The following is an 18,962-nucleotide window of genomic DNA, read 5'->3' on the forward strand; positions in this document are numbered from 1 at the left end:
GCCCGTTGAAAACGCGATGGAACGCCGGCGTCGCAGTGATCGTTTCCGTGTATCTTCCCCCGGAAGGCGCATTGCAACGCCTGCCCAAACGCGTATGTGACCGATCCAACACGGTTGTGGTCGATGGCGCTACTTGTCGATCCAGTCGAATGACGCTGGAATCCCCGGGACGTCCGACTTGTCTCCCAGCAACTCCCACCGTTGCAGGCTGAACGGAACACTGCCATTCAGCCAAACGTAGTCCTGGTACTTTTGCAAGGAGAACGCACTTCCCTGTTGGAGTTTCGCCATCGTGAGCCCCTTGAGAATGTCCATCTTGCCGATCTGGTAGGTGATGGCCTGCCCCGGCGTCGAGGCAAACATGAACGCTTCGCTACGAGCCGTCTCCTCATCCATGGGCACGGTGTTCTGGAGATACGCCTGCGCCTGTTGCAACGTAAACTCCCCCAGCGCCAGTTTCACGTCAACCGTCACTCGCAGGGTCCGCAGACGGTTGAGCGCGTAGATTGCCTCTTTCGTCTTTGGTTGAGAGTCATAGAGTCCGGCGATCATCATCATCTCTTCGGCGTAGAAGCCAATTCCCTCCTGCGTCTCGGAATCATAGTAGTGCCGCCGTACCGGGTCGGGATGACGCATGGTCCACGCCATCTGGAAGTAGTGGCCCGGCATGCCCTCATGATTCGTCAGTGGCCGAACGTCGCGTGACGTAATGTTCGCCCAGAAGCTGCCCAGCGCAGGCTTGCCCTTATAGCTGCTGCCATCCTCGTCCAGCCGATCCGGACTCGTCAGATCGTCTTCCACCGCAAGAAATCCAAGGGGCGCAACATAGGGCGGAACCGGGACGTACTTGTAGTGATGCACACCTCCGGGGTCGCCGGTGAGAACGCCGTGACTCGTCAGGTATGTCCGCATCGAAGCCTCCTGCTTCACCTCATCCGCGATCTGCGCCTGCAGCGTGGGATACACCGGCGTCTCGGGTAGCCCTTTGTTCGCAGCCTGCTGCAAAGCCTCAAAGCTGACTGCACGCTGAAACTCGATCTCTCCATCCGCAAGAATCCTCTCCGGCGTGTATGGCAACAAGGCTACGTTGCGCAAGAAATAGAGATAGCCCTCGCGCCCGACGGCAGTCTCCTTCTTCAAGCCGTCGACCTGCGGCCGCAGCCACTCGCGGTAGCTCACCAACGCCTTTACCGCTCCATCCTCCGCCCGATCGAACTGCGCGAGTTCGGCGGGGCTGAAGTTCGCATCAGAGTGCACCGCCTCGCGGAATCGTTGCATCCGTTCTTCTATTTTTCCAAGCTCACCCATGGCAATCACGGCATAGGGTTGACGCATATCCGTCAGATTCATGCGGCCCTCCTCGAGAAGCCGAGGCACACTTTGCAGACGCAGCACCACCTCACGCTGGCGTTCCGGCGTAAAGGGTTCATGCACCAGCATCAGAAGCTGCATGGCGGTGAGGCCCTGGTCTACGTAGAAGAATGGATTGCGTTTCCAGTCCGGGATCACCTGCAGTTCCCAGTAGACACGCGCAATGGCCGAACCGATCAAGCGGTAGTCCACCTGCACCGGGACCGGAGCGCTGCTCACATCCAACGCGCGCCACTCTTTGTCGAAGTCCGCAATGCGATGTTGGTAGCCGGCTACATCCTGGGCCGACCAATGCGATACAAATCCCGCAGGCCGATCCAGACGTGGAATATCGTCATTCGAAAACGGCTGCTCGGTCGCACGCCACGTCCAAAAGCGCTCACTGAGCGCCTGCACTCTGGCCTCCGGGGTTTGCGCGGATGAGCTGAATGGCATGAACAGGGAGCACGCAAGAACTGCGCTCATCCCGAAACGGAAGGTAAAGATCGTAGAACGCGACGTGGTCTGCATAACGCAACGGTATCAAATCCTAGCCATGATCCAGGGTTGAAAGATACGCCGCCGCATCGAGACGGTGGGCCGGGATATTGCCCGGCGGGTGTGCGATGTCTTCCCGAGAAAGACTCAGCCCGCACGCGCAAACGATCTAGCCGGCATTCTTCCCGAGCATTTTGGTGAAGTAGAACGTCATCATGGTGCTGCCTGTGTTCGTTATGCCGTGGAGCACATTCGCTTCCGCGTACATCATGTCTCCAGCCTTGACCTGCGTTGGGACCCCGTCGATCTCGATCTCACCAGTGCCTTCGGTGACGATGACAAGCTCTTCCTCGGGGTGGCGATGTGGCGGATGGGGCCTGGAGCCGGGCTCGAGCGTCACGACGCCGGATGCCACTGCGGCAAGCTGGCTGGTAGGACCATTGAAATGCACTTTGGCCCTTGCACCAGGGCTATCACCAACAGCGGGGAGGTCCTGTCCCTTGACAACGGAACTCTTCAAGGGGGCACCGTCCCGGACTGTATCTACGTGCGTCACGTGCTGCGCCGTTTGCAAGAACGCGCATGGAATGGTCGCAGTCGACGCTAAAAAATCTCTTCTGTTCATCGCAATCTCCGTGCCTGGGCCGTTTTCGATCATTCTAGAAGCAAACGCTCTTTCCCGGTCGTCTTTGGAAAGAGGGTGCGACGAAGGTTTTTGTATTCCAGTACCTTCGTACTCTATCGAATTCGCATTTCTAGAGGATAATATGTCTACCATCTTCAAGATGAACCGACACCTTTTGCTGTTTTGTTGCTGTACGCTCCCCAGGCGCTGTTGATTCGCGCATCTCGATTCGAAGCGGAGTGCCATGCAAAACCCATCGAAGCAGCGAAACTTAAATTTGGCAAAATCTTGCTTTCGGATAATTACGGCGGCAGCGGCATTGTTTTCAGTCTGCGGCCATCCGCTACACGTTTTGGCCAAGACCGTAGTGCAGCCGGACAAGGTGGGGACGTCGACGAGTGTAGAGCCGGGTCCAAGTCCAATGACGTCAGTGGCAACCACTCCCCCCGATCCGAACGCGACGAACATTGAGATTGGCAGCAGCGTGCTGCATACCGGCATGAAACGGCTCGGCATGAATATCGACAGCCAGAACTTCTACGACTCCGGCCAGATGATGCGTAACCTGACATTCCGCAATCCCGGTTTTGAAGGGGAGATATGGCAGTCGATTTTGCACTGTGCCGCAGTGACCGCCACAACGTGCACGGACGGAAACGTATGGGCACAGTGGCCAGCAAATTTTCTTGCCGGGGCAACGTTTGAGTTTATCCATGGGGCCGCTTCGGGCGAGACCGGAGTGGTTGTTGCGAGCGGCGCGGCCAATCCAAGCAAAGGCGTTGGCACGACGCTGCAACTCTCGTCGATGACGACTTCTCCGGCAGTGGGGGACTTTGTCGTCGTCAAGATGAAGGTTCCCGGAAACGCGCAGGCCGGATGGTGGCCAAGCACCTACGGCGGAGGGACACTCAGCACGGAGTTTACGGATCTTTCGCCAAACACCCTCGGCAAGCAGGCTTTGCGCATGACGGCATCCGGATCCGGGCAATCCGCTGGGGTGGATTCGTACTTCGACAGCAGCAATACGCATAACTTCGTTCTGCTCAACGGCCCTTACGTGATCACGTTCCGGGCCAAAGGCGTGGGCGGCAACAATCAGTTGAATGTCTCCTTGGGACGGCTGATCCCCAATGGCAACTACTTCAATCAGACGATCACCCTGAGCTCCGCCTGGCAGGATTACACCCTCCCTTTTCGAGCGACGGAGAACGCCTCGGTCAAGCCTGGAACAGTCGATCTCCACTTTCAGACGAACGGAGGAGATGTACTGCTCGATGACGTCAGCCTTCGGCCCGCCGCAGCGAGCCCCAACAACCCGACGGTTTTTCGCGACGATGTCGTCAGCGCGTTGACTGCATTGCATCCCGGTTCGCTTCGCTACATGGATGGTCTGCCAAGCTTCGGGAGTTCCATCGACAATATGCTGACGCCTGCTTTCGGCCGTCAGCGTGCGGGCTCGAGCACGCAGCAGACCGAGCAGGACGATATTGCCATTGGGTTGCATGAGTTCCTGCAGCTCTGCCAGACGGTTGGTGCGGAGCCCTGGTACAACCTGCCTCCCGCGATCTCTCCTTTGGAGATGCAGCACCTTATCGAGTATCTCGGCGGATCCGTCCTGACGCCTTACGGAGCGAAGCGCGCGGCACTCGGACAGATTCTGCCCTGGACCCTTGTCTTCCCAACGATCCATCTTGAACTGGGCAACGAACAGTGGAACTATCCTACGTTCCCTGGCAACGCCATCAACGATCCGATCGCTTACGGCAACCGGGTTGCCACGATCTTCGGCGCAGCGCGGCGCTCGCCCTCTTACAACCAGAAGAGCTTCGACCTGATTATGGGCAGCTTCGTTCTGAATTCTTGGTACACGGGCCAGGAGATGGCAAGCAGTTCGGGCTACGACTCCATAGCGGTAGCTCCCTATCTGTTTTCCACGCTCAACGACACTTCGTCCCATGAAGCCATCTTCGGGCCCATGTTCGCGCAACCGGAGATGTGGGATAGCGTATCGACCGGCTGGATGGCGCAGCAATCACAGACAGTAACGGCCGCCGGAAAAACTCTCGTCACTTACGAGGAGAACCTCGGCACATCGAGTGGTACGGCGACCCAAAGCATGGTCAATGCTGTCGTTCCTTCCGTGGGCGGAGCGATTGCCATGGCCGACCACATGCTTCTGCAGATGCGGGATCTCGGTATCAAGACGCAGAATGTGTGGGCTCTTCCGGGGGCGGCGATCCAATTCAACAATACCAATGGCGGTTCGGAGAGCTCTCCGCTCTTCGGGACGGTTGTCGATATGGGCGGGCAGATCAATCTGCGCCGGCCGGTCTTTCTCGCGGAGCAACTGACCAATACCGCGATCATGCGCAATATGTTGGCAACAACCATCACAGGCGCGAACCCCACTTGGAATCAGGCAGCGAGTACGAACGATTCGATTCAGTTGAATGGAGCCCACTTCCTGCAGGCGTTCGCGTTCAGCGATGGCATTTTTCAGCATAGTGCGGTCGTGATCAATCTCAGCCGAACCTCATCGCTCCCGATCACGTTCTCGGGACCGAACGCACCCAAGGGCACGGTAGGCGTTTCGGTACTGACTTCCGCGAATCTGACCGATAACAACGAGACGGGGGCCAACGTGAACCTCTCCCATGGTTCGATTCCCAACTTTCAGAAAGCCACTCCTTATTCTGTACCTCCTTTCTCGTTGACGGTTTTCACCTGGGCCGTCTATCCCTAGCTGTAAGCTAAAACCCGTAGCGCAGACTCACTGTCATCGACCTCGGGGTCAGGAAGTGAGTGCCAGAAAACGTCGAGAGGAAGTTGTAGAGACCGCCATTGTTAGTGAGGTTGACGATGTCCAGATGGAGGCCAACCTGCTGATGCTCGTGGCGGTAGATATCATCTTTCCCCACTGAAAGATCGAAGACATTTCTGGGAACGATACGCGACGGATTCTTATCATCATCTTCGGTGCCTGCCGCGGGGATGCGCACACGCCTGGTTCCAAGATTCTCGAGAGGACATGCGCGCACGGGTACTGCTACGGTTGCGAAGACTGCACCGCAATGCAATCCCAACTGCGCCTGTTCGTCTCCCGTCATACGGAGCACCGTGGCAAAGTCCGGTGTGGCCACCGAGACGAGGCCACCATCGTATCTCCAGGAGAAGCCTGCCCATGGGCCCTTCCGACCGAACTGGTAGCGGAGGTAGGTATTGGTTGCCAGGCCTTCGTCATGATCGGGCCGCACGACGTTGCTATACGGAGCACTGAAACTAACGCCACCCGTCTCCGGCCCAAACAGTCGTGAACGGACGTGACTCGCTGTCATGTATCCCGCGAAACCATGTGTGTCCGAAACATTCAGGCGAAGCAAACCGCCGTCAATCTTGGACTTTCTGAATTGCGTCGGGAAGGTTAGCGGACTGTTGAGCAGAACATCGAAGTCGTAAGCGCCGTAGGTAAATTTCCAGAAATACTCGCTGCTCAGCATCACATTCTTGAAGAGCTGCGATTCCGTACCTACATTAAATTGGTTGCGATGGCCTGTCGCAAGTGGTGCTGAGTCCGCGGCACCGAGTACCGTCGCGGTTGCCCCTGGTCCTGCCGAGCTGGCGACGATAAGGTTCTCGTTGTACGGAGTGATGAAGATCCGCGAGTAGGCACCACGCAATACGGTATGCAGAGAGGATGATTTATACGCCAGGCCAACGCGCGGCTGGATACCCGTGGACCGCGTGATGCCGTTGTACGCGTCGAAGCGCATGCCGATATTTGCCGTGAAGTCTCCGAGAGTGAGACTGTCCTGCCCGAAGAGTGCTTCCTGCTTGATATCGGTGTAGCCATGGAAGGCGAAGATCGTTCCGCCGCGTGTCAAATCGATAGCAAGGAGCTGCGGGAGGAACGCCGGATTCTTGGTGAGGCCCAATCCAACACATTGCGCGGTATCCATGAGCGAGGGGCTCGACGATGGCGACCCGTCTGCCCCCAGGCAGGGACTGTTGTATGCCGGTGCCGTAAGCCCGGTGGCAAAGCGTTCTGCAAGGAAGGTGTGCTTCCATTCCACCCCCATGGAGAAGATGTGTCTGCCACGCGCATGGCTATACGTGGAACGAGCACCCGCATTCGTTAAACGGCGCGACTGTGCGAGGTACGCCGGCGTGTCCACGAACCTATCTGCCGAAGGCAAATAACGCACCTTATCCTGCCGCACCCAAAGATTCACCTGCAGAAACGACGCTGCGTCGAAGGTGTGAAGAAGCGACGGGGCCACGTTGAAGCTTTGAATCGTTTGTCGCTGATTCTGACCAAGCGCCTGTTGGTCGTACGTGTTCGGGGTCTGAAACCATGCATGGCTGAGACCAACATTCAGTTGCAGTGACGTTTGCGCGCTAAGCCGATCGTCAAGCCTTTCGATGAAGTTCTCTGCATTGCCGTTGGCATGAAGAGCAGCGAGTTCCGGCGTATCGAGGAAGCGCCCGCTGTTGAGCGCGTCGACTGCGGTGAAGGTTCCGAAGCGCTCGCTGCCGTAACCGAGGTGGGCGCTTGCCTCACTCGTCGCGAAACCGCCTCGACTAGCAGCAAGTTCGCCCATCGGCCTTGTGTGCGCCAGGCCAGATCGCGTCTGCGCCACGATGACCATGCTGGTCTTATCGCCAACATCGGCCAGCGGCGCGCCTTCCCGGATCTCGAGTGACTGCAGAGCATTCAGAGAAACCTGCGAGGAAAAGGTCCGGCTCTGCTGATCCGTAATGGGTTGGCCGTCGATGACGAACGATGCCTCGGCGTGATCTCCCAGCGGATGGAAAGAGCCGTTGGAATCCGCCGACACGCCGGGGGTCGTGTTGGTGATGAGAGAGCTTAGCGGAGAACTGACGCTTTGGCTTGGGATACGCTCGATCTGCTCAAGCGTCACGGATACACGCGCTGACGCTGCGGGATCGAGTGATGCGACGTCTGCGGAGACATTCACGGTACTATCCAGGGCCTTTGGAGAGAGGCGGAGGATAACCCGAGCCGGAGTTCCGTCGTAGTTCACATCCTCTGAGGCAGTGGCAAACCCCTCGGCTTGCGCCGTCAGGAGATACTCCCCCGTCGCAAGTCGCAGAAAGCTGAAGTGACCTTCCTCGTCCGTCGTCACCTGACGGCGCGCTTGTGTCTGTTGATGGAGGACAGTTACGGTGGCCTGCGTTAGTGCGGCACCGCTGGCGTCGGTTATTGCTCCAGACAATTCCACGGCAGTACTGCTCTGAGCCGAGAGCGCCTGAAGGCAAACACAACTGCATACGAATGAAAGCAGGAGAAAAGGACGTTTCAAATTTAGCCTCACCTAAAAGTATTTTTAGGCTAGACTAAAAGCGTGGATGGGTCAATACTGGATAAGTGATGTCAAAGAGCCCTTCGCGAGATACGACGACAGAGTCAGTAGACGATTACCTGAAGGCACTCTTTCATCTGGGGAGTGAAGGTAAGAAAAATGTCAGCGGCGGCGCTGTCGCCCAACGACTTTCGGTCGCACCGGCCTCCGTGACAAACATGATCCAAAAGCTAGCAGCAGCAAAGCTTCCTTTTGTGCTCTATGAACGGCATGATGGAGCGCGTCTCACACCTCGAGGAAGAAGGCGGGCTCTTGAGATCATCCGCCACCATCGGCTCATCGAGACCTTTCTCCATCGGGAGCTCGGCTACCCGATCGATGAGTTGCACGACGAAGCAGAACGGTTGGAGCACTTTATCTCTGAGAGCTTTGAAGACCGGATCGCCGAAAAGATGGGGCATCCGCACGTCGATCCTCACGGGCAGTGCATCCCAGCGAAAGACGGCTCCATGCCTGAATCGCATGGGCTCAAATGCTTTTGCATCCGCTCATAGCCGCCAGGGCGCCACGCGTTCCATCGAGCCACCAGAGACGTTGCGTAGATTCTGGCACATATGCACTCGATAGAGAGTATCCGTCAAAGCATTGATAATGCTAGACATAGAGCAATAGGCAATCGCTCCAGACCCCCCTTTCCTCGATTCGTGCATCCAACACCGAAAGCTTGTGTCGCCCCCCTGTTGCGGGCTTCATGGCACGGGCAGACAGGTCTCGACGCGCCGGATTCCGGCAAGCGATGACCGGTCAAATCAAGAAGAGGAGCAATGCATGCACATTCAGCGTCAGCTCAAAGCAACTCGCGGTTTAGCAATATCCCTGGCGATGTTTACATCGCTTAGTCTCACGGCATTGGCTCAGGAAGCGACGATTGAAGGCCTGGTCACCGGAAGGAGTGGCTCTTCGATGTCAGTGAGGACTGCAGACAGTCCCAAGACCACCGTGCTTCTATCGGACAGCACAAAGGCAACAGAAAAGGGAGGCTTTCTCGGCTTGGATAGAAAAAGCCTTGGCATCACCGCCCTGGTTCCTGGCCTATCCGTGAAGGTCGAGGGTGCGTACAACCCTGATCACCAGTTGGTTGCTACGAAGGTCACATTCTCGCGGAGTTCGATGAAGACTGCGAGACAGATCGAGGCAGGCTTGAATCCCGTCAACGATCAGGTTGCGGCGGCGCAGGATCAACTTCGTACTGATCGCAAAGATCTCGATCAAACCCAGCAGGATCTCGCAAAGAACACTCAGGATATCGACGCCACCAAGCAGGGACTCGCAGCCACGAATGAGATCACGACCGCAAATACACAGGGCGTCGGCCACGCAAACCAGCGAATCGGGGCTTTGGATCAGTACGCTACCAAGGGAAGCATTACCGTCAACTTCGCCAACGGGAAAGCTACGGTCACCAAGAAGGATAGGGATCAGCTTACCGAGTTCGTGAAATCTGCGGCGGATACGCCGGGTTACATGATTGAGGTACAGGGCTACGCTTCGACCTCAGGCTCTGCCGCCATGAATCAAAAGCTGAGCGCAGAACGTGCCGATGCTGTGCTGGCCATCATTCAGCAGACAGGTGTTGTTCCTATGACGAGGATTCTCGCGCCAGCCGCGATGGGAACGACGAACCAAGTCGCAACCGAGCACTCCAGGAGCGCACAGGCTCAGAACCGCCGAGTGGTCGTCACGATCGTCGTCAATCAGGGAATCACCGGTTAGAGAATTCATTTCGCAGTCAACGCCATCTAGAGAGGCTCTTGTCCTTAGCGATCGCTGGGACAAGAGCCTTTTTAGATGGCAAAGCAAATATACGAAGCGGGGCTACCACTCAAGGCATGGTTTGCCTTACCTTCTGCAGCAAGAGCTCCAAAGAGCGCACCACTTTATTCGACAGAGGAGCGCAGAATGGCATACGTCGAGAGGTAACATAAATACGGATAAGTCCGCCCTTATGACATTCGTCAGTCTCACCCGCTTGCGTATCCGCTCCATCCGCTACTTGCCTCTGTTTGCAATCCACACCATGCGATCTCTGCGGCAAGTGAAGAAGGCCCCCGGATTTATCACCGGATCGCTCCTGCCCGACCGAAGCTGGGTGTTCTGGACCATGACAGCATGGGATGGGCGCGAAAGCATGCATCGATACATGATCACAGGGGCACACAAGACCGCAATGCCTCACCTGATGCACTGGTGCGACGAAGCCTCCGTCGCGCACTGGGAGCAAGAAGGCACTGCCCTCCCCTCCTGGGAGGAGGCTGACCAGAGAATGCGCCAGAGCGGTCGCGTCTCCAAGGTGAATCACCCTAGCCCTGAACATTCCGGGCTGAACTACAGGAAACCAAGAGCAACCGGCGGCGGAACGATTTAGCGTTTCTACCGCCCAGAACCCGTTTTATGGAGGCAGCGCACCGGTCGGAGAATCCACCAGTGCGCTGCAGACTTGCTTAGGCCAGCGTGTAGTCCATAGCATCCAGGTCGGCAATCAATCCTGGCCCGGTTGGCTTCCAATTGAGCTTCAGTTGCGTGAGCGCGCTGGAAGCAGGCATATTATGTCCGGCGAAACGGCCGAGCCAGCCGAAGTGGGCGTCGGCCTCTTCCGGCTTGATGCTAACTACAGGTACCTTCAGCCCACGACCGATCGCTTCGGCTATGGCCTTCATGGAAACTCCCTCCTCGTCCACTGCGTGGTAGATCGCACCCGGTTCAGCCTTCTCAAATGCGAGGTGGTAGAGCCGCGCTACATCCGAGATATGCGCCGCCGGCCAACGATTGGCACCGTCTCCGATGTAGGCAGACACCCCTTTCTCGCGCGCCACCGCCGTCACGTAGGGCACCAGCCCCTGCTTGCGGGTGTCGTGCACCTGCGGCAACCTCACCACGGTGGTGTTTACCCCGAGTGCCGTCAGTTCCCGCATCAAGTCCTCTGAAGCAGCCCGCGGATTCCACGAAGCAGTTGGACCGTCTTCCGTAGATGGATTACCATCCACGGAGGACGCGATCGCCGTCCCGGAGGTCATCACAAAGGGGCGGTTCGACCCGAGCAATACCTCACCGATGGCCGCAATCGCCCTACGGTCATCGTCGCAGTTCTTCTGAAATTGCGAGAAGTCGTGATTGAACGCGAGATGAATCACCCCATCCGACTTGGCGGCTCCGTCACGGAGACTGTCGAGGTCTTCGATATTGCCGTACTGCACCGCGGCGCCGGCGGTGCGAAGCGCTTCGGCACCCGCCTCGGACCGGGTAAGTCCAAGAACCTCATGCCCTGCCTGAATCAACTTCGGAACGAGCGCCGAACCGATGAATCCTGGTGCACCGGTAACAAAGATACGCATGATGAATCTCCTTTTTCATTCCATAAGTACGCGCCTAATGAGCGGTCCACTAGTAGATGGTTCTTATAATGTGGACGATCTATACTGAAAGTCCTTATGAATAGTCCGATCGTCCCATCAGCAACGGAATTTCAAGCGCAGTTAGTCACCCTGCCGCCCAGCCAGGCCGGTCAGGGATCGGGCCAGTATATGGACCCGCTCTCCGAGGTGCTTGCCCTGATGAAGCCGCAGGTCTACGTCGCCGGAGGTTTTGCGGTCCTGGGCGACGCTGCGATCCACTTCCCAAGACATCAAGGGATCAAATGCTATGCCATGCTCGCCGGTCAGTGCTGGCTGGTCGTCGAAGGAGTAGCCGAGCCAGTACAGCTCAACGCCGGGGATTGTTTCCTTCTCCCACGTGGACTGCCCTTCCGGCTTGCAACTGACCTGTCACTGGAAGCGGTTCCATACACGGTCGCCCGGGCGCGGCTGGGAATAAGCAGCGAAGCCCTTGGAATGATCAAAGGAGCGCGCTATATCGCCGGTGGCCACTTTTCGCTGACCGGAAGTCACGCCGGCATGCTTCTGCAATCTTTGCCTCCCGTCGTCCACATCCGGCGCGAATCTGACAAGGCTGCTATGCGCTGGTCTCTGGAACGTCTACGGGAAGAACTGCGCGACCCTAAGCCCGGTGGCTCGCTCATTGCGCAGCAGCTTGCTTACACGATGCTCATTCAGGCCCTTCGCCTGCATCTGAGCGACACGGCTAGCACAGGCCCCGGTTGGCTCTCGGCGCTGTCCGACAAGCATATGAGCATTGCTCTCGCTGCGATTCATGGTGATCCGGGATATCCGTGGACCCTGCAATCCTTAGCTGGACGCGTGGGGATGTCGCGCTCGGTCTTCGCGCTGCGATTCCGCGATAAAGTCGGCGATACACCCATGGAGTACCTCACCCGCTGGCGTATGCTCTTGGCTGCGGATCGCCTCAAGACATCGTCTGACGGGCTCTCCACCATTGCAGAGTCGCTGGGCTACGACTCCGGAAGCGCATTCGGTAAAGCCTTCCGCCGGATTATGGGCTGTTCGCCGAGGCAATACACGAAGGCTAGCCCTGTTTCCGTCGTATCAGGGGCATAAAGATCAAGCCCGATCGGGCGGGAGCATTTGTCGACTTCAAATTTTCCCCCTTGTGTTTTGTTGACTTGGTTCATGCTACGGTTTTGGGTGGTTTTGATGCAAGGTTGTTGGCAGACGTGAAAAGGCCCGTCCAGAGGACGGGCCTTTTTCGATTTAATGCCGGCGATCACCTAATCTCCCACACACTTACGCGTGCAGTACCATCGGCCCAACGAGGCTTAACTTCCGTGTTCGGGATGGGAACGGGTGTGACCCTCGTAGTAAACTCACCGGCAAACTTGAGAATATCGCTCACGCGATCTTCCACAACTGAATAGATTGGGTTGTATGTACCTTTGTTACTTGTATTGCGTAGTTTCCAAAAGGATATAACTACAAAGCTTGTATTGAATGTGTCTAGAACAGTGGACAGTTATGAAACTGTAGATTCACTGCGCAGAGTAAATTCTATGGACAAGCCGAACGGGCGATTAGTACTGGTAAGCTACACGCATTGCTGCGCTTCAACATCCAGCCTATCAACCAGGTGGTCTTCCTGGGCCCTTCATTTCCCTTTTGGGTTGGGAGATCTCATCTTAGAGCGTGCTTCCCGCTTATATGCATTCAGCGGTTATCACAACCGAACTTCGCTACCCAGCCGTGCCCTTGGCAGGACAACTGGAACACAAGAGGTTCGTCCATCCCGGTCCTCTCGTACTAAGGACAGCCCTCTTCAAATCTCCTACGCCCACAGCAGATAGAGACCGAACTGTCTCGCGACGTTCTGAACCCAGCTCACGTACCACTTTAATAGGCGAACAGCCTAACCCTTGGAACCTTCTACAGCTCCAGGATGTGATGAGCCGACATCGAGGTGCCAAACCGAAGCGTCGATATGAACTCTTGGCTTCGATCAGCCTGTTATCCCCGGCGTACCTTTTATCCGTTGAGCGATGGCCCTTCCATACAGAACCACCGGATCACTAAGGCCTGCTTTCGCATCTGCTCGACTTGTAGGTCTCGCAGTTAACCACACTTATGCCTTTGCACTCGACGGTCGATTTCCAAACGACCTGAGTGTAGCTTCGCGCGCCTCCGTTACAATTTAGGAGGCGACCGCCCCAGTCAAACTACCCGTCTTACTATGTCCCTCTCCCCGATCAGGGGAGCAGGTTAGAATCACAACAATCGCAGGGTGGTATCTCACCGTTGGCTCCACCAAACCCGAAAGTCTGGTCTCAAAGCCTCCCACCTATCCTGCGCAGCAATTGCCGTAACTCATAGTAAAAGTATAGTAAAGGTGCACGGGGTCTTTTCGTCTAGCTGCGGGTAACCGGCATCTTCACCGGTACTACAAGTTCGCCGAGCAACTCGTTAAGACAGTCGAACGATCGTTACTCCATTCGTGCAGGTCGGAACTTACCCGACAAGGAATTTCGCTACCTTAGGACCGTTATAGTTACGGCCGCCGTTCACCGGGGCTTCAATTCAAAGCTTCGCCTTGCGGCTAACCTCTCCTTTTAACCTTCCGGCACCGGGCAGGAGTCAGCCCCTATACGTCGTTTTTGACTTTGCAGAGACCTGTGTTTTTGTTAAACAGTCGCCGTTCGCGTTTCACTGCGGCCCCCTTAGGCTTGCACCCAGGGGGCGACCCTTCTCCCGAAGTTACGGGTCTAATTTGCCGAGTTCCTTAACAAGCTTTCACTCGAGCGCCTTTGGATATTCTCCTCGTCTACCTGTGTCGGTTTGTGGTACGGTTCCCAATCCCTCTCCTTAGAGGATTTTCTTGGCACCATGAAATCAGCTGCTTTCAGCCATTCGGCTTACTGCTTTGCGTCTCACTGTTAATGCCCCTCCGGATTTGCCTAGAGAGACCAGCTTCACACGCATCGAACCCCATAGCCATAGGAGGTCCAGCTTATCCTTATGCGTCACCCCATCGTATAACGAGGTATTGGGAGGTCCGGAATATTAACCGGATTTCCATCGTCTACGCCTTTCGGCCTCGACTTAGGGACCGCCTAACCCTGAGCGGATTAACCTTCCTCAGGAAACCTTAGACTTTCGGCGTGAAGGGTTCTCACCTTCATTATCGCTACTTATGCCGGCAGGGTCTCTTCTGTAATGTCCACGTATCTTCCCAGTTACGCTTCATCCACGACAGAATGCTCTCCTACCACGCACACCTAAAAGATGTGCATTCGCTGCTTCGGTATACTGTTTTAGCCCCGTTGTATTGTCGGCACCGGACCGCTTGACCAGTGAGCTATTACGCTTTCTTTAAAGGATGGCTGCTTCTAAGCCAACCTCCTGGCTGTCTGAGCGTTCCGACTTCCTTTCCCACTTAACAGTAATTTTGGGACCTTAGCAGGCGATCTGGACTGTTTTCCTCTCGACTGTGAAGCTTAGCCCCCACAGTCTGACTGCCGAGTATGTTGTAATTGGCATTCGAAGTTTGGTTGGATTCAGTAAGCCGGAAAGCCCCCTAGTCCATCCATGTCTCTACCACCAATCCAATTCGCTCGACGCTAGCCCTAAAGCTATTTCGGAGAGAACGAGCTATAACGGAATTTGATTAGCCTTTCACCCCTACCCTCAGCTCATCCGAGCTTTTTTCAACAAACACCGGTTCGGTCCTCCAGTGAGTGTTACCTCACCTTCAACCTGGCCAAGGGTAGATCATCCCGCTTCGCGTCTATTCCTGCCAACTTAACGCCCTATTCAGACTCGCTTTCGCTGCGGCTCGCTCACGCTTAACCTTGCTGACAAGAATAACTAGCCGGCTCATTATGCAATAGGCACGCGGTCAGACATTGCCTTACGGCCATAGTCCTCCCACTGCTTGTAGGCACACGGTTTCAGGTACTTTTCACTCCCCTCAATGGGGTGCTTTTCGCCTTTCCCTCACGGTACTGGTTCACTATCGGTCAGATACGAGTATTTAGCCTTACGGGATGGTCCCCGTGGATTCAGACAGGGTTTCTCGTGCCCCGCCTTACTCAGGTGCCTGCTTCGAGTCTGGATCGCTTTCGTCTACGGGTCTGTCACCCTCTTTGGATCTCCTTTCCAGAAGATTCGACTAGCAACCAGATTGGTAACTCTACTTTTGCAGGTCCTACAACCCCCGAACTACCGAAATAGTACGGGTTTGGGCTGTTCCGGTTTCGCTCGCCACTACTACCGGAATCGAGGTTTCTTTCTCCTCCTGGAGGTACTGAGATGGTTCACTTCCCTCCGTTCGCTTATGCCGACCTATGTATTCAGTCGGATATACCCAGGTTTTACCTGGGTGGGTTTCCCCATTCGGAAATCTCCGGATCAAAGCGTGTGTGCCGCTCCCCGAAGCTTATCGCAGCTTGCCGCGTCCTTCATCGCCTGTATCTGCCAAGGCATCCACCGTGCGCCCTTAGTAGCTTGACCATAGAATTTACTCGCACGCAGTGAAGAAACAACCTTCACCCTCACGGTAAATCTCTAGGTTTGATAATTGTCCACGCCTGTCTCGCGATCAACATTGCTGCTGATCGGTTGACGATTCTTATATTCTAAAGACACTCAATACTGATTGACAGCATCTTGCTTCCAGATAAAACCCAGAAGCTTGAAGCTGCTCAGCCTTGTAGTTATATTTACCCAATCTATTCAGTTGTCAAAAATCATGAGAGCGTTTTGCATATCGCTATGCGTCGCTATCGCGCCCTTAGGCGGCTTGAGCATTCCTGCTCAAGATTCAACTACTACCCAGAAGGTAGAAGCTCAATCTCAAGCAGACATCACTTGTACTGCATCGAACCACATCGAGAAGAGGATGGTGGAGCTGACCGGGATCGAACCGATGACATCCTGCTTGCAAAGCAGGCGCTCTCCCAACTGAGCTACAGCCCCATCTGTTGTCAGTATAACCAACAACGCGGTAAAGGTGGTGGGCCTGGGTAGATTCGAACTACCGACCTCACCCTTATCAGGGGTGCGCTCTAACCAACTGAGCTACAGGCCCGGCTTCCGTCGAATCGACTCGACCGGAGTGCTTGCTCGGTCGCGTCCGGCCAATCGCTTGGCCGGACGCAGTGGAGCTCTCTCGAAAGGTTTCGAGGACACAGTTGAACATGCAAAGACCGCTATGCAGTCTTGGACCATCGTTGTTGACAGATAGCGAAAAAGAGATGGTGTAGTTCAGGCTCATCCAAACTCCCCGAAGGTCATCTGGATGGTACTCGACACCAGGACAACTCAGAAGGTCGTGAAACCGTCTCTGCCTGCAATCGCAGGGCGTTATCCTCTGCCGAGATGTTTTCTCTTAGAAAGGAGGTGATCCAGCCGCAGGTTCTCCTACGGCTACCTTGTTACGACTTCACCCCAATCATGAATTACACCTTGGGCGGCTGCTCCCTTGCGGTTAGCGCACCGACTTCTAGTGCAACCCACTTTCGTGATGTGACGGGCGGTGTGTACAAGGCCCGGGAACGTATTCACCGTGGCATGCTGATCCACGATTACTAGCGATTCCAGCTTCATGGAGTCGAGTTGCAGACTCCAATCCGAACTGAGGCCGGCTTTTTCCGATTAGCTCACCCTCGCGGGGTTGCAGCGGTTTGTACCGGCCATTGTAGCACGTGTGTAGCCCTGGACATAAAGGCCATGAGGACTTGACGTCATCCCCACCTTCCTCCCCGTTATCCGAGGCGGTTTCGTCAGAGTGCTCAACTAAATGGTAGCAACTGAAGATAAGGGTTGCGCTCGTTGCGGGACTTAACCCAACATCTCACGACACGAGCTGACGACAGCCATGCAGCACCTATATACATGTCTATTGCTAGACGCCGACGTTTCTGCCGGATTCATGTACATTTCGAGCCCAGGTAAGGTTCTTCGCGTTGCGTCGAATTAAACCACATGCTCCACCGCTTGTGCGGGCCCCCGTCAATTCCTTTGAGTTTCAGCCTTGCGACCGTACTCCCCAGGCGGATTGCTTATCGCGTTAGCTTCGGCACGGCCGGATTGGGTACCGGCCACACCAAGCAATCATCGTTTAGGGCTAGGACTACCAGGGTATCTAATCCTGTTTGCTCCCCTAGCTTTCGTGCATCAGCGTCAGTTATGGTCCAGTGAGCCGCTTTCGCCACAGGTGTTCCTTCCGATATCTACGCATTTCACCGCTACACCGGAAATTCCACTCACCTCTCCCATACTCAAGCCCGACAGTTTCCCGTGCAGACTCTGGGTTGAGCCCAGAGATTTCACACGAGACTTATCAAACCGCCTACGCACCCTTTACGCCCAATAATTCCGAACAACGCTTGCCCCCCTCGTATTACCGCGGCTGCTGGCACGAAGTTAGCCGGGGCTTCTTCTATGGGTACCGTCATTATCTTCCCCATCGAAAGGAGTTTACGTACCAAGATACTTCATCCTCCACGCGGCGTTGCTGCGTCAGGGTTTCCCCCATTGCGCAAAATTCCCCACTGCTGCCTCCCGTAGGAGTCTGGACCGTGTTTCAGTTCCAGTGTGTCCGTGCGCCCTCTCAGGCCGGATACCGATCATCGCCTTGGTGGGCCATTACCCCGCCAACTAGCTAATCGGCCGCGAACTCCTCTCCAAGCGCATTGCTGCTTTGACCCGTGGGTATTATGCGGTATTAGCTAAGATTTCTCTCAGTTATTCCCCACTCGGAGGTAGATCATTCACGTGTTACTCACCCGTGCGCCACTTTACTCAGGACCGAAGTCCCTTTCTCGTGCGACTTGCATGTGTTAGGCACGCCGCCAGCGTTGATTCTGAGCCAGGATCAAACTCTCGTTTAATCTTGGTTTGCATGCTTCCCAGCGACAGGGGTCGGGGAAGTTATCATGCGCCCCCCGGAGCTCGAAAACTCCCGGAGGTTTATAACTAGTGAGAATGACTAAACCAATTTCGTATCATCTCACGACTGGCATGTTCAACTATGTTGTCAAAGATCCAAACCGCATCCACCTAAGTGGGCGGCTTTTGGATCAAGGACCATCCGGGGCATAAGCCACACGGAACGTGTCCTCGAACTTGGTAGCGCTGTAGTGCGTCTTATAGTGTTGCCTACTCACTTCTCTTCATTACCAGAACCACTCAACCTCAGCAGGCTCCGTCGGAAGCGTTTCAGCAGCGCGTGACGTTTGCGCGAACTTTCTAAGAGTATCGAAGATTGACTCACTTGTCAACTTCATTCTCACTTCGCTCTCATCTCGACCGCTTCACACCGGAAGCGCCTATCGAATCGAAAACAACCGAGAAAACCACACTCTCAAGCTCACTACAGCACAAAAACTCAAAACATCGTAACGATCAAGACGCCGTAAACGACGAACAATCGCGGAGCACTTAGCTCCTGAACTTCTTCCTTCAACTGCAGTGGCTTGGGTTTGTTGTCGGCTGGCCCACTGTACTTCCAGGGCATTCAGACCGCGAACTCACACTTGGACTGCGCTCCGACATCCCTCATTATCGCCATAACTACTCGGCCGAGGTGCGAAGCTCATTTCTGCAACTTGGTTAGATTATCGCGTCTCCACTCTCGTGTCAACCTCTAATCTCACCCGCCCCACCCAACCTCCAAGCACCTCAGTAACCGGCCCGTCAGTCATGTGCGACTTCCCAAGACTAACCCCATCACAAAAACAACGCAACCCAAAAACTGTGGATTACGTG

9 protein-coding genes, 2 tRNA genes and 3 rRNA genes are annotated in these 18,962 nt (G+C 55.5%); 5 read left to right on the top strand and 9 right to left on the bottom strand.

The annotated features are described in order from the left end of the window. Positions 1 to 129: 129 nt before the first annotated feature. Both BM400_RS17795 and BM400_RS17800 read right to left on the bottom strand, forming a co-directional pair. The gene (locus BM400_RS17795; protein WP_175529103.1) at positions 130 to 1,836 is read right to left on the bottom strand and encodes a DUF885 family protein; all 1,707 of its coding nucleotides are present in this window, start codon (positions 1,834 to 1,836) and stop codon (positions 130 to 132) included. Positions 1,837 to 2,017: 181 nt separating this feature from the next. Then, positions 2,018 to 2,626 (bottom strand): cupin domain-containing protein, encoded by a 609-nt coding sequence (locus BM400_RS17800; protein WP_245782008.1) that lies wholly within the window; start codon positions 2,624 to 2,626, stop codon positions 2,018 to 2,020. A 277-nt stretch (positions 2,627 to 2,903) separates the two neighbouring features. Here BM400_RS17800 and BM400_RS17805 point away from each other — a divergent pair, with 277 nt between their 5' ends. Beyond that, positions 2,904 to 5,216, top strand: a complete 2,313-nt coding sequence (locus tag BM400_RS17805; RefSeq protein ID WP_175529104.1) for a hypothetical protein — start codon at positions 2,904 to 2,906, stop codon at positions 5,214 to 5,216. Between the two features lie 7 nt (positions 5,217 to 5,223). Here the strand turns inward: BM400_RS17805 and BM400_RS17810 are convergent, their stop codons facing one another. Then, entirely contained in the window at positions 5,224 to 7,806 is a 2,583-nt protein-coding gene (locus BM400_RS17810; protein ID WP_175529105.1) for a TonB-dependent receptor, read from the bottom strand. A gap of 56 nt (positions 7,807 to 7,862) precedes the next feature. Here BM400_RS17810 and BM400_RS17815 point away from each other — a divergent pair, with 56 nt between their 5' ends. The 3 genes from BM400_RS17815 to BM400_RS17825 all read left to right on the top strand — a co-directional run bounded on the left by BM400_RS17815 (position 7,863) and on the right by BM400_RS17825 (position 10,219). Then, positions 7,863 to 8,348 carry a metal-dependent transcriptional regulator gene (locus BM400_RS17815; protein WP_089841292.1) on the top strand — a complete coding sequence of 162 codons (486 nt, stop codon included), beginning with the start codon at positions 7,863 to 7,865 and terminating at the stop codon, positions 8,346 to 8,348. A 274-nt stretch (positions 8,349 to 8,622) separates the two neighbouring features. Continuing rightward, positions 8,623 to 9,567 carry an OmpA family protein gene (locus BM400_RS17820; RefSeq protein ID WP_089841294.1) on the top strand — a complete coding sequence of 315 codons (945 nt, stop codon included), beginning with the start codon at positions 8,623 to 8,625 and terminating at the stop codon, positions 9,565 to 9,567. 232 nt (positions 9,568 to 9,799) lie between these two features. Next, positions 9,800 to 10,219: a DUF3291 domain-containing protein gene (locus BM400_RS17825; RefSeq protein ID WP_089841296.1), complete on the top strand. Its 420-nt coding sequence runs from the start codon at positions 9,800 to 9,802 to the stop codon at positions 10,217 to 10,219. Positions 10,220 to 10,295: 76 nt separating this feature from the next. Here BM400_RS17825 and BM400_RS17830 read toward each other — a convergent pair whose 3' ends face one another. After that, on the bottom strand, positions 10,296 to 11,186 hold the full coding sequence (locus BM400_RS17830) for an SDR family oxidoreductase (RefSeq protein WP_089841299.1): 891 nt from the start codon (positions 11,184 to 11,186) through the stop codon (positions 10,296 to 10,298). A gap of 96 nt (positions 11,187 to 11,282) precedes the next feature. Between BM400_RS17830 and BM400_RS17835 the strand changes: the two genes are divergently transcribed. Further along, positions 11,283 to 12,305, top strand: coding sequence for an AraC family transcriptional regulator (locus tag BM400_RS17835; RefSeq protein ID WP_245781950.1), 1,023 nt, complete (start codon positions 11,283 to 11,285; stop codon positions 12,303 to 12,305). Between the two features lie 157 nt (positions 12,306 to 12,462). Here the strand turns inward: BM400_RS17835 and rrf are convergent. From rrf to BM400_RS17860, 5 genes are all read right to left on the bottom strand, one after another. Continuing rightward, positions 12,463 to 12,579: ribosomal RNA gene (gene rrf, locus BM400_RS17840) — 5S ribosomal RNA — on the bottom strand. Positions 12,580 to 12,754: 175 nt separating this feature from the next. Beyond that, positions 12,755 to 15,704: ribosomal RNA gene (locus BM400_RS17845) — 23S ribosomal RNA — on the bottom strand. A 389-nt stretch (positions 15,705 to 16,093) separates the two neighbouring features. Then, positions 16,094 to 16,169 (bottom strand) — tRNA-Ala (locus BM400_RS17850). Positions 16,170 to 16,204: 35 nt separating this feature from the next. After that, positions 16,205 to 16,281 (bottom strand) — tRNA-Ile (locus BM400_RS17855). Positions 16,282 to 16,585: 304 nt separating this feature from the next. Beyond that, positions 16,586 to 18,085 (bottom strand): 16S ribosomal RNA (locus tag BM400_RS17860). Together the 16S, 23S and 5S rRNA genes with 2 tRNA genes alongside form the textbook arrangement of a ribosomal RNA operon. Between the last annotated feature and the right edge of the window lie 877 nt (positions 18,086 to 18,962).

The organism is Granulicella pectinivorans (genome assembly GCF_900114625.1).
GTDB lineage: Bacteria > Acidobacteriota > Terriglobia > Terriglobales > Acidobacteriaceae > Edaphobacter > Edaphobacter pectinivorans.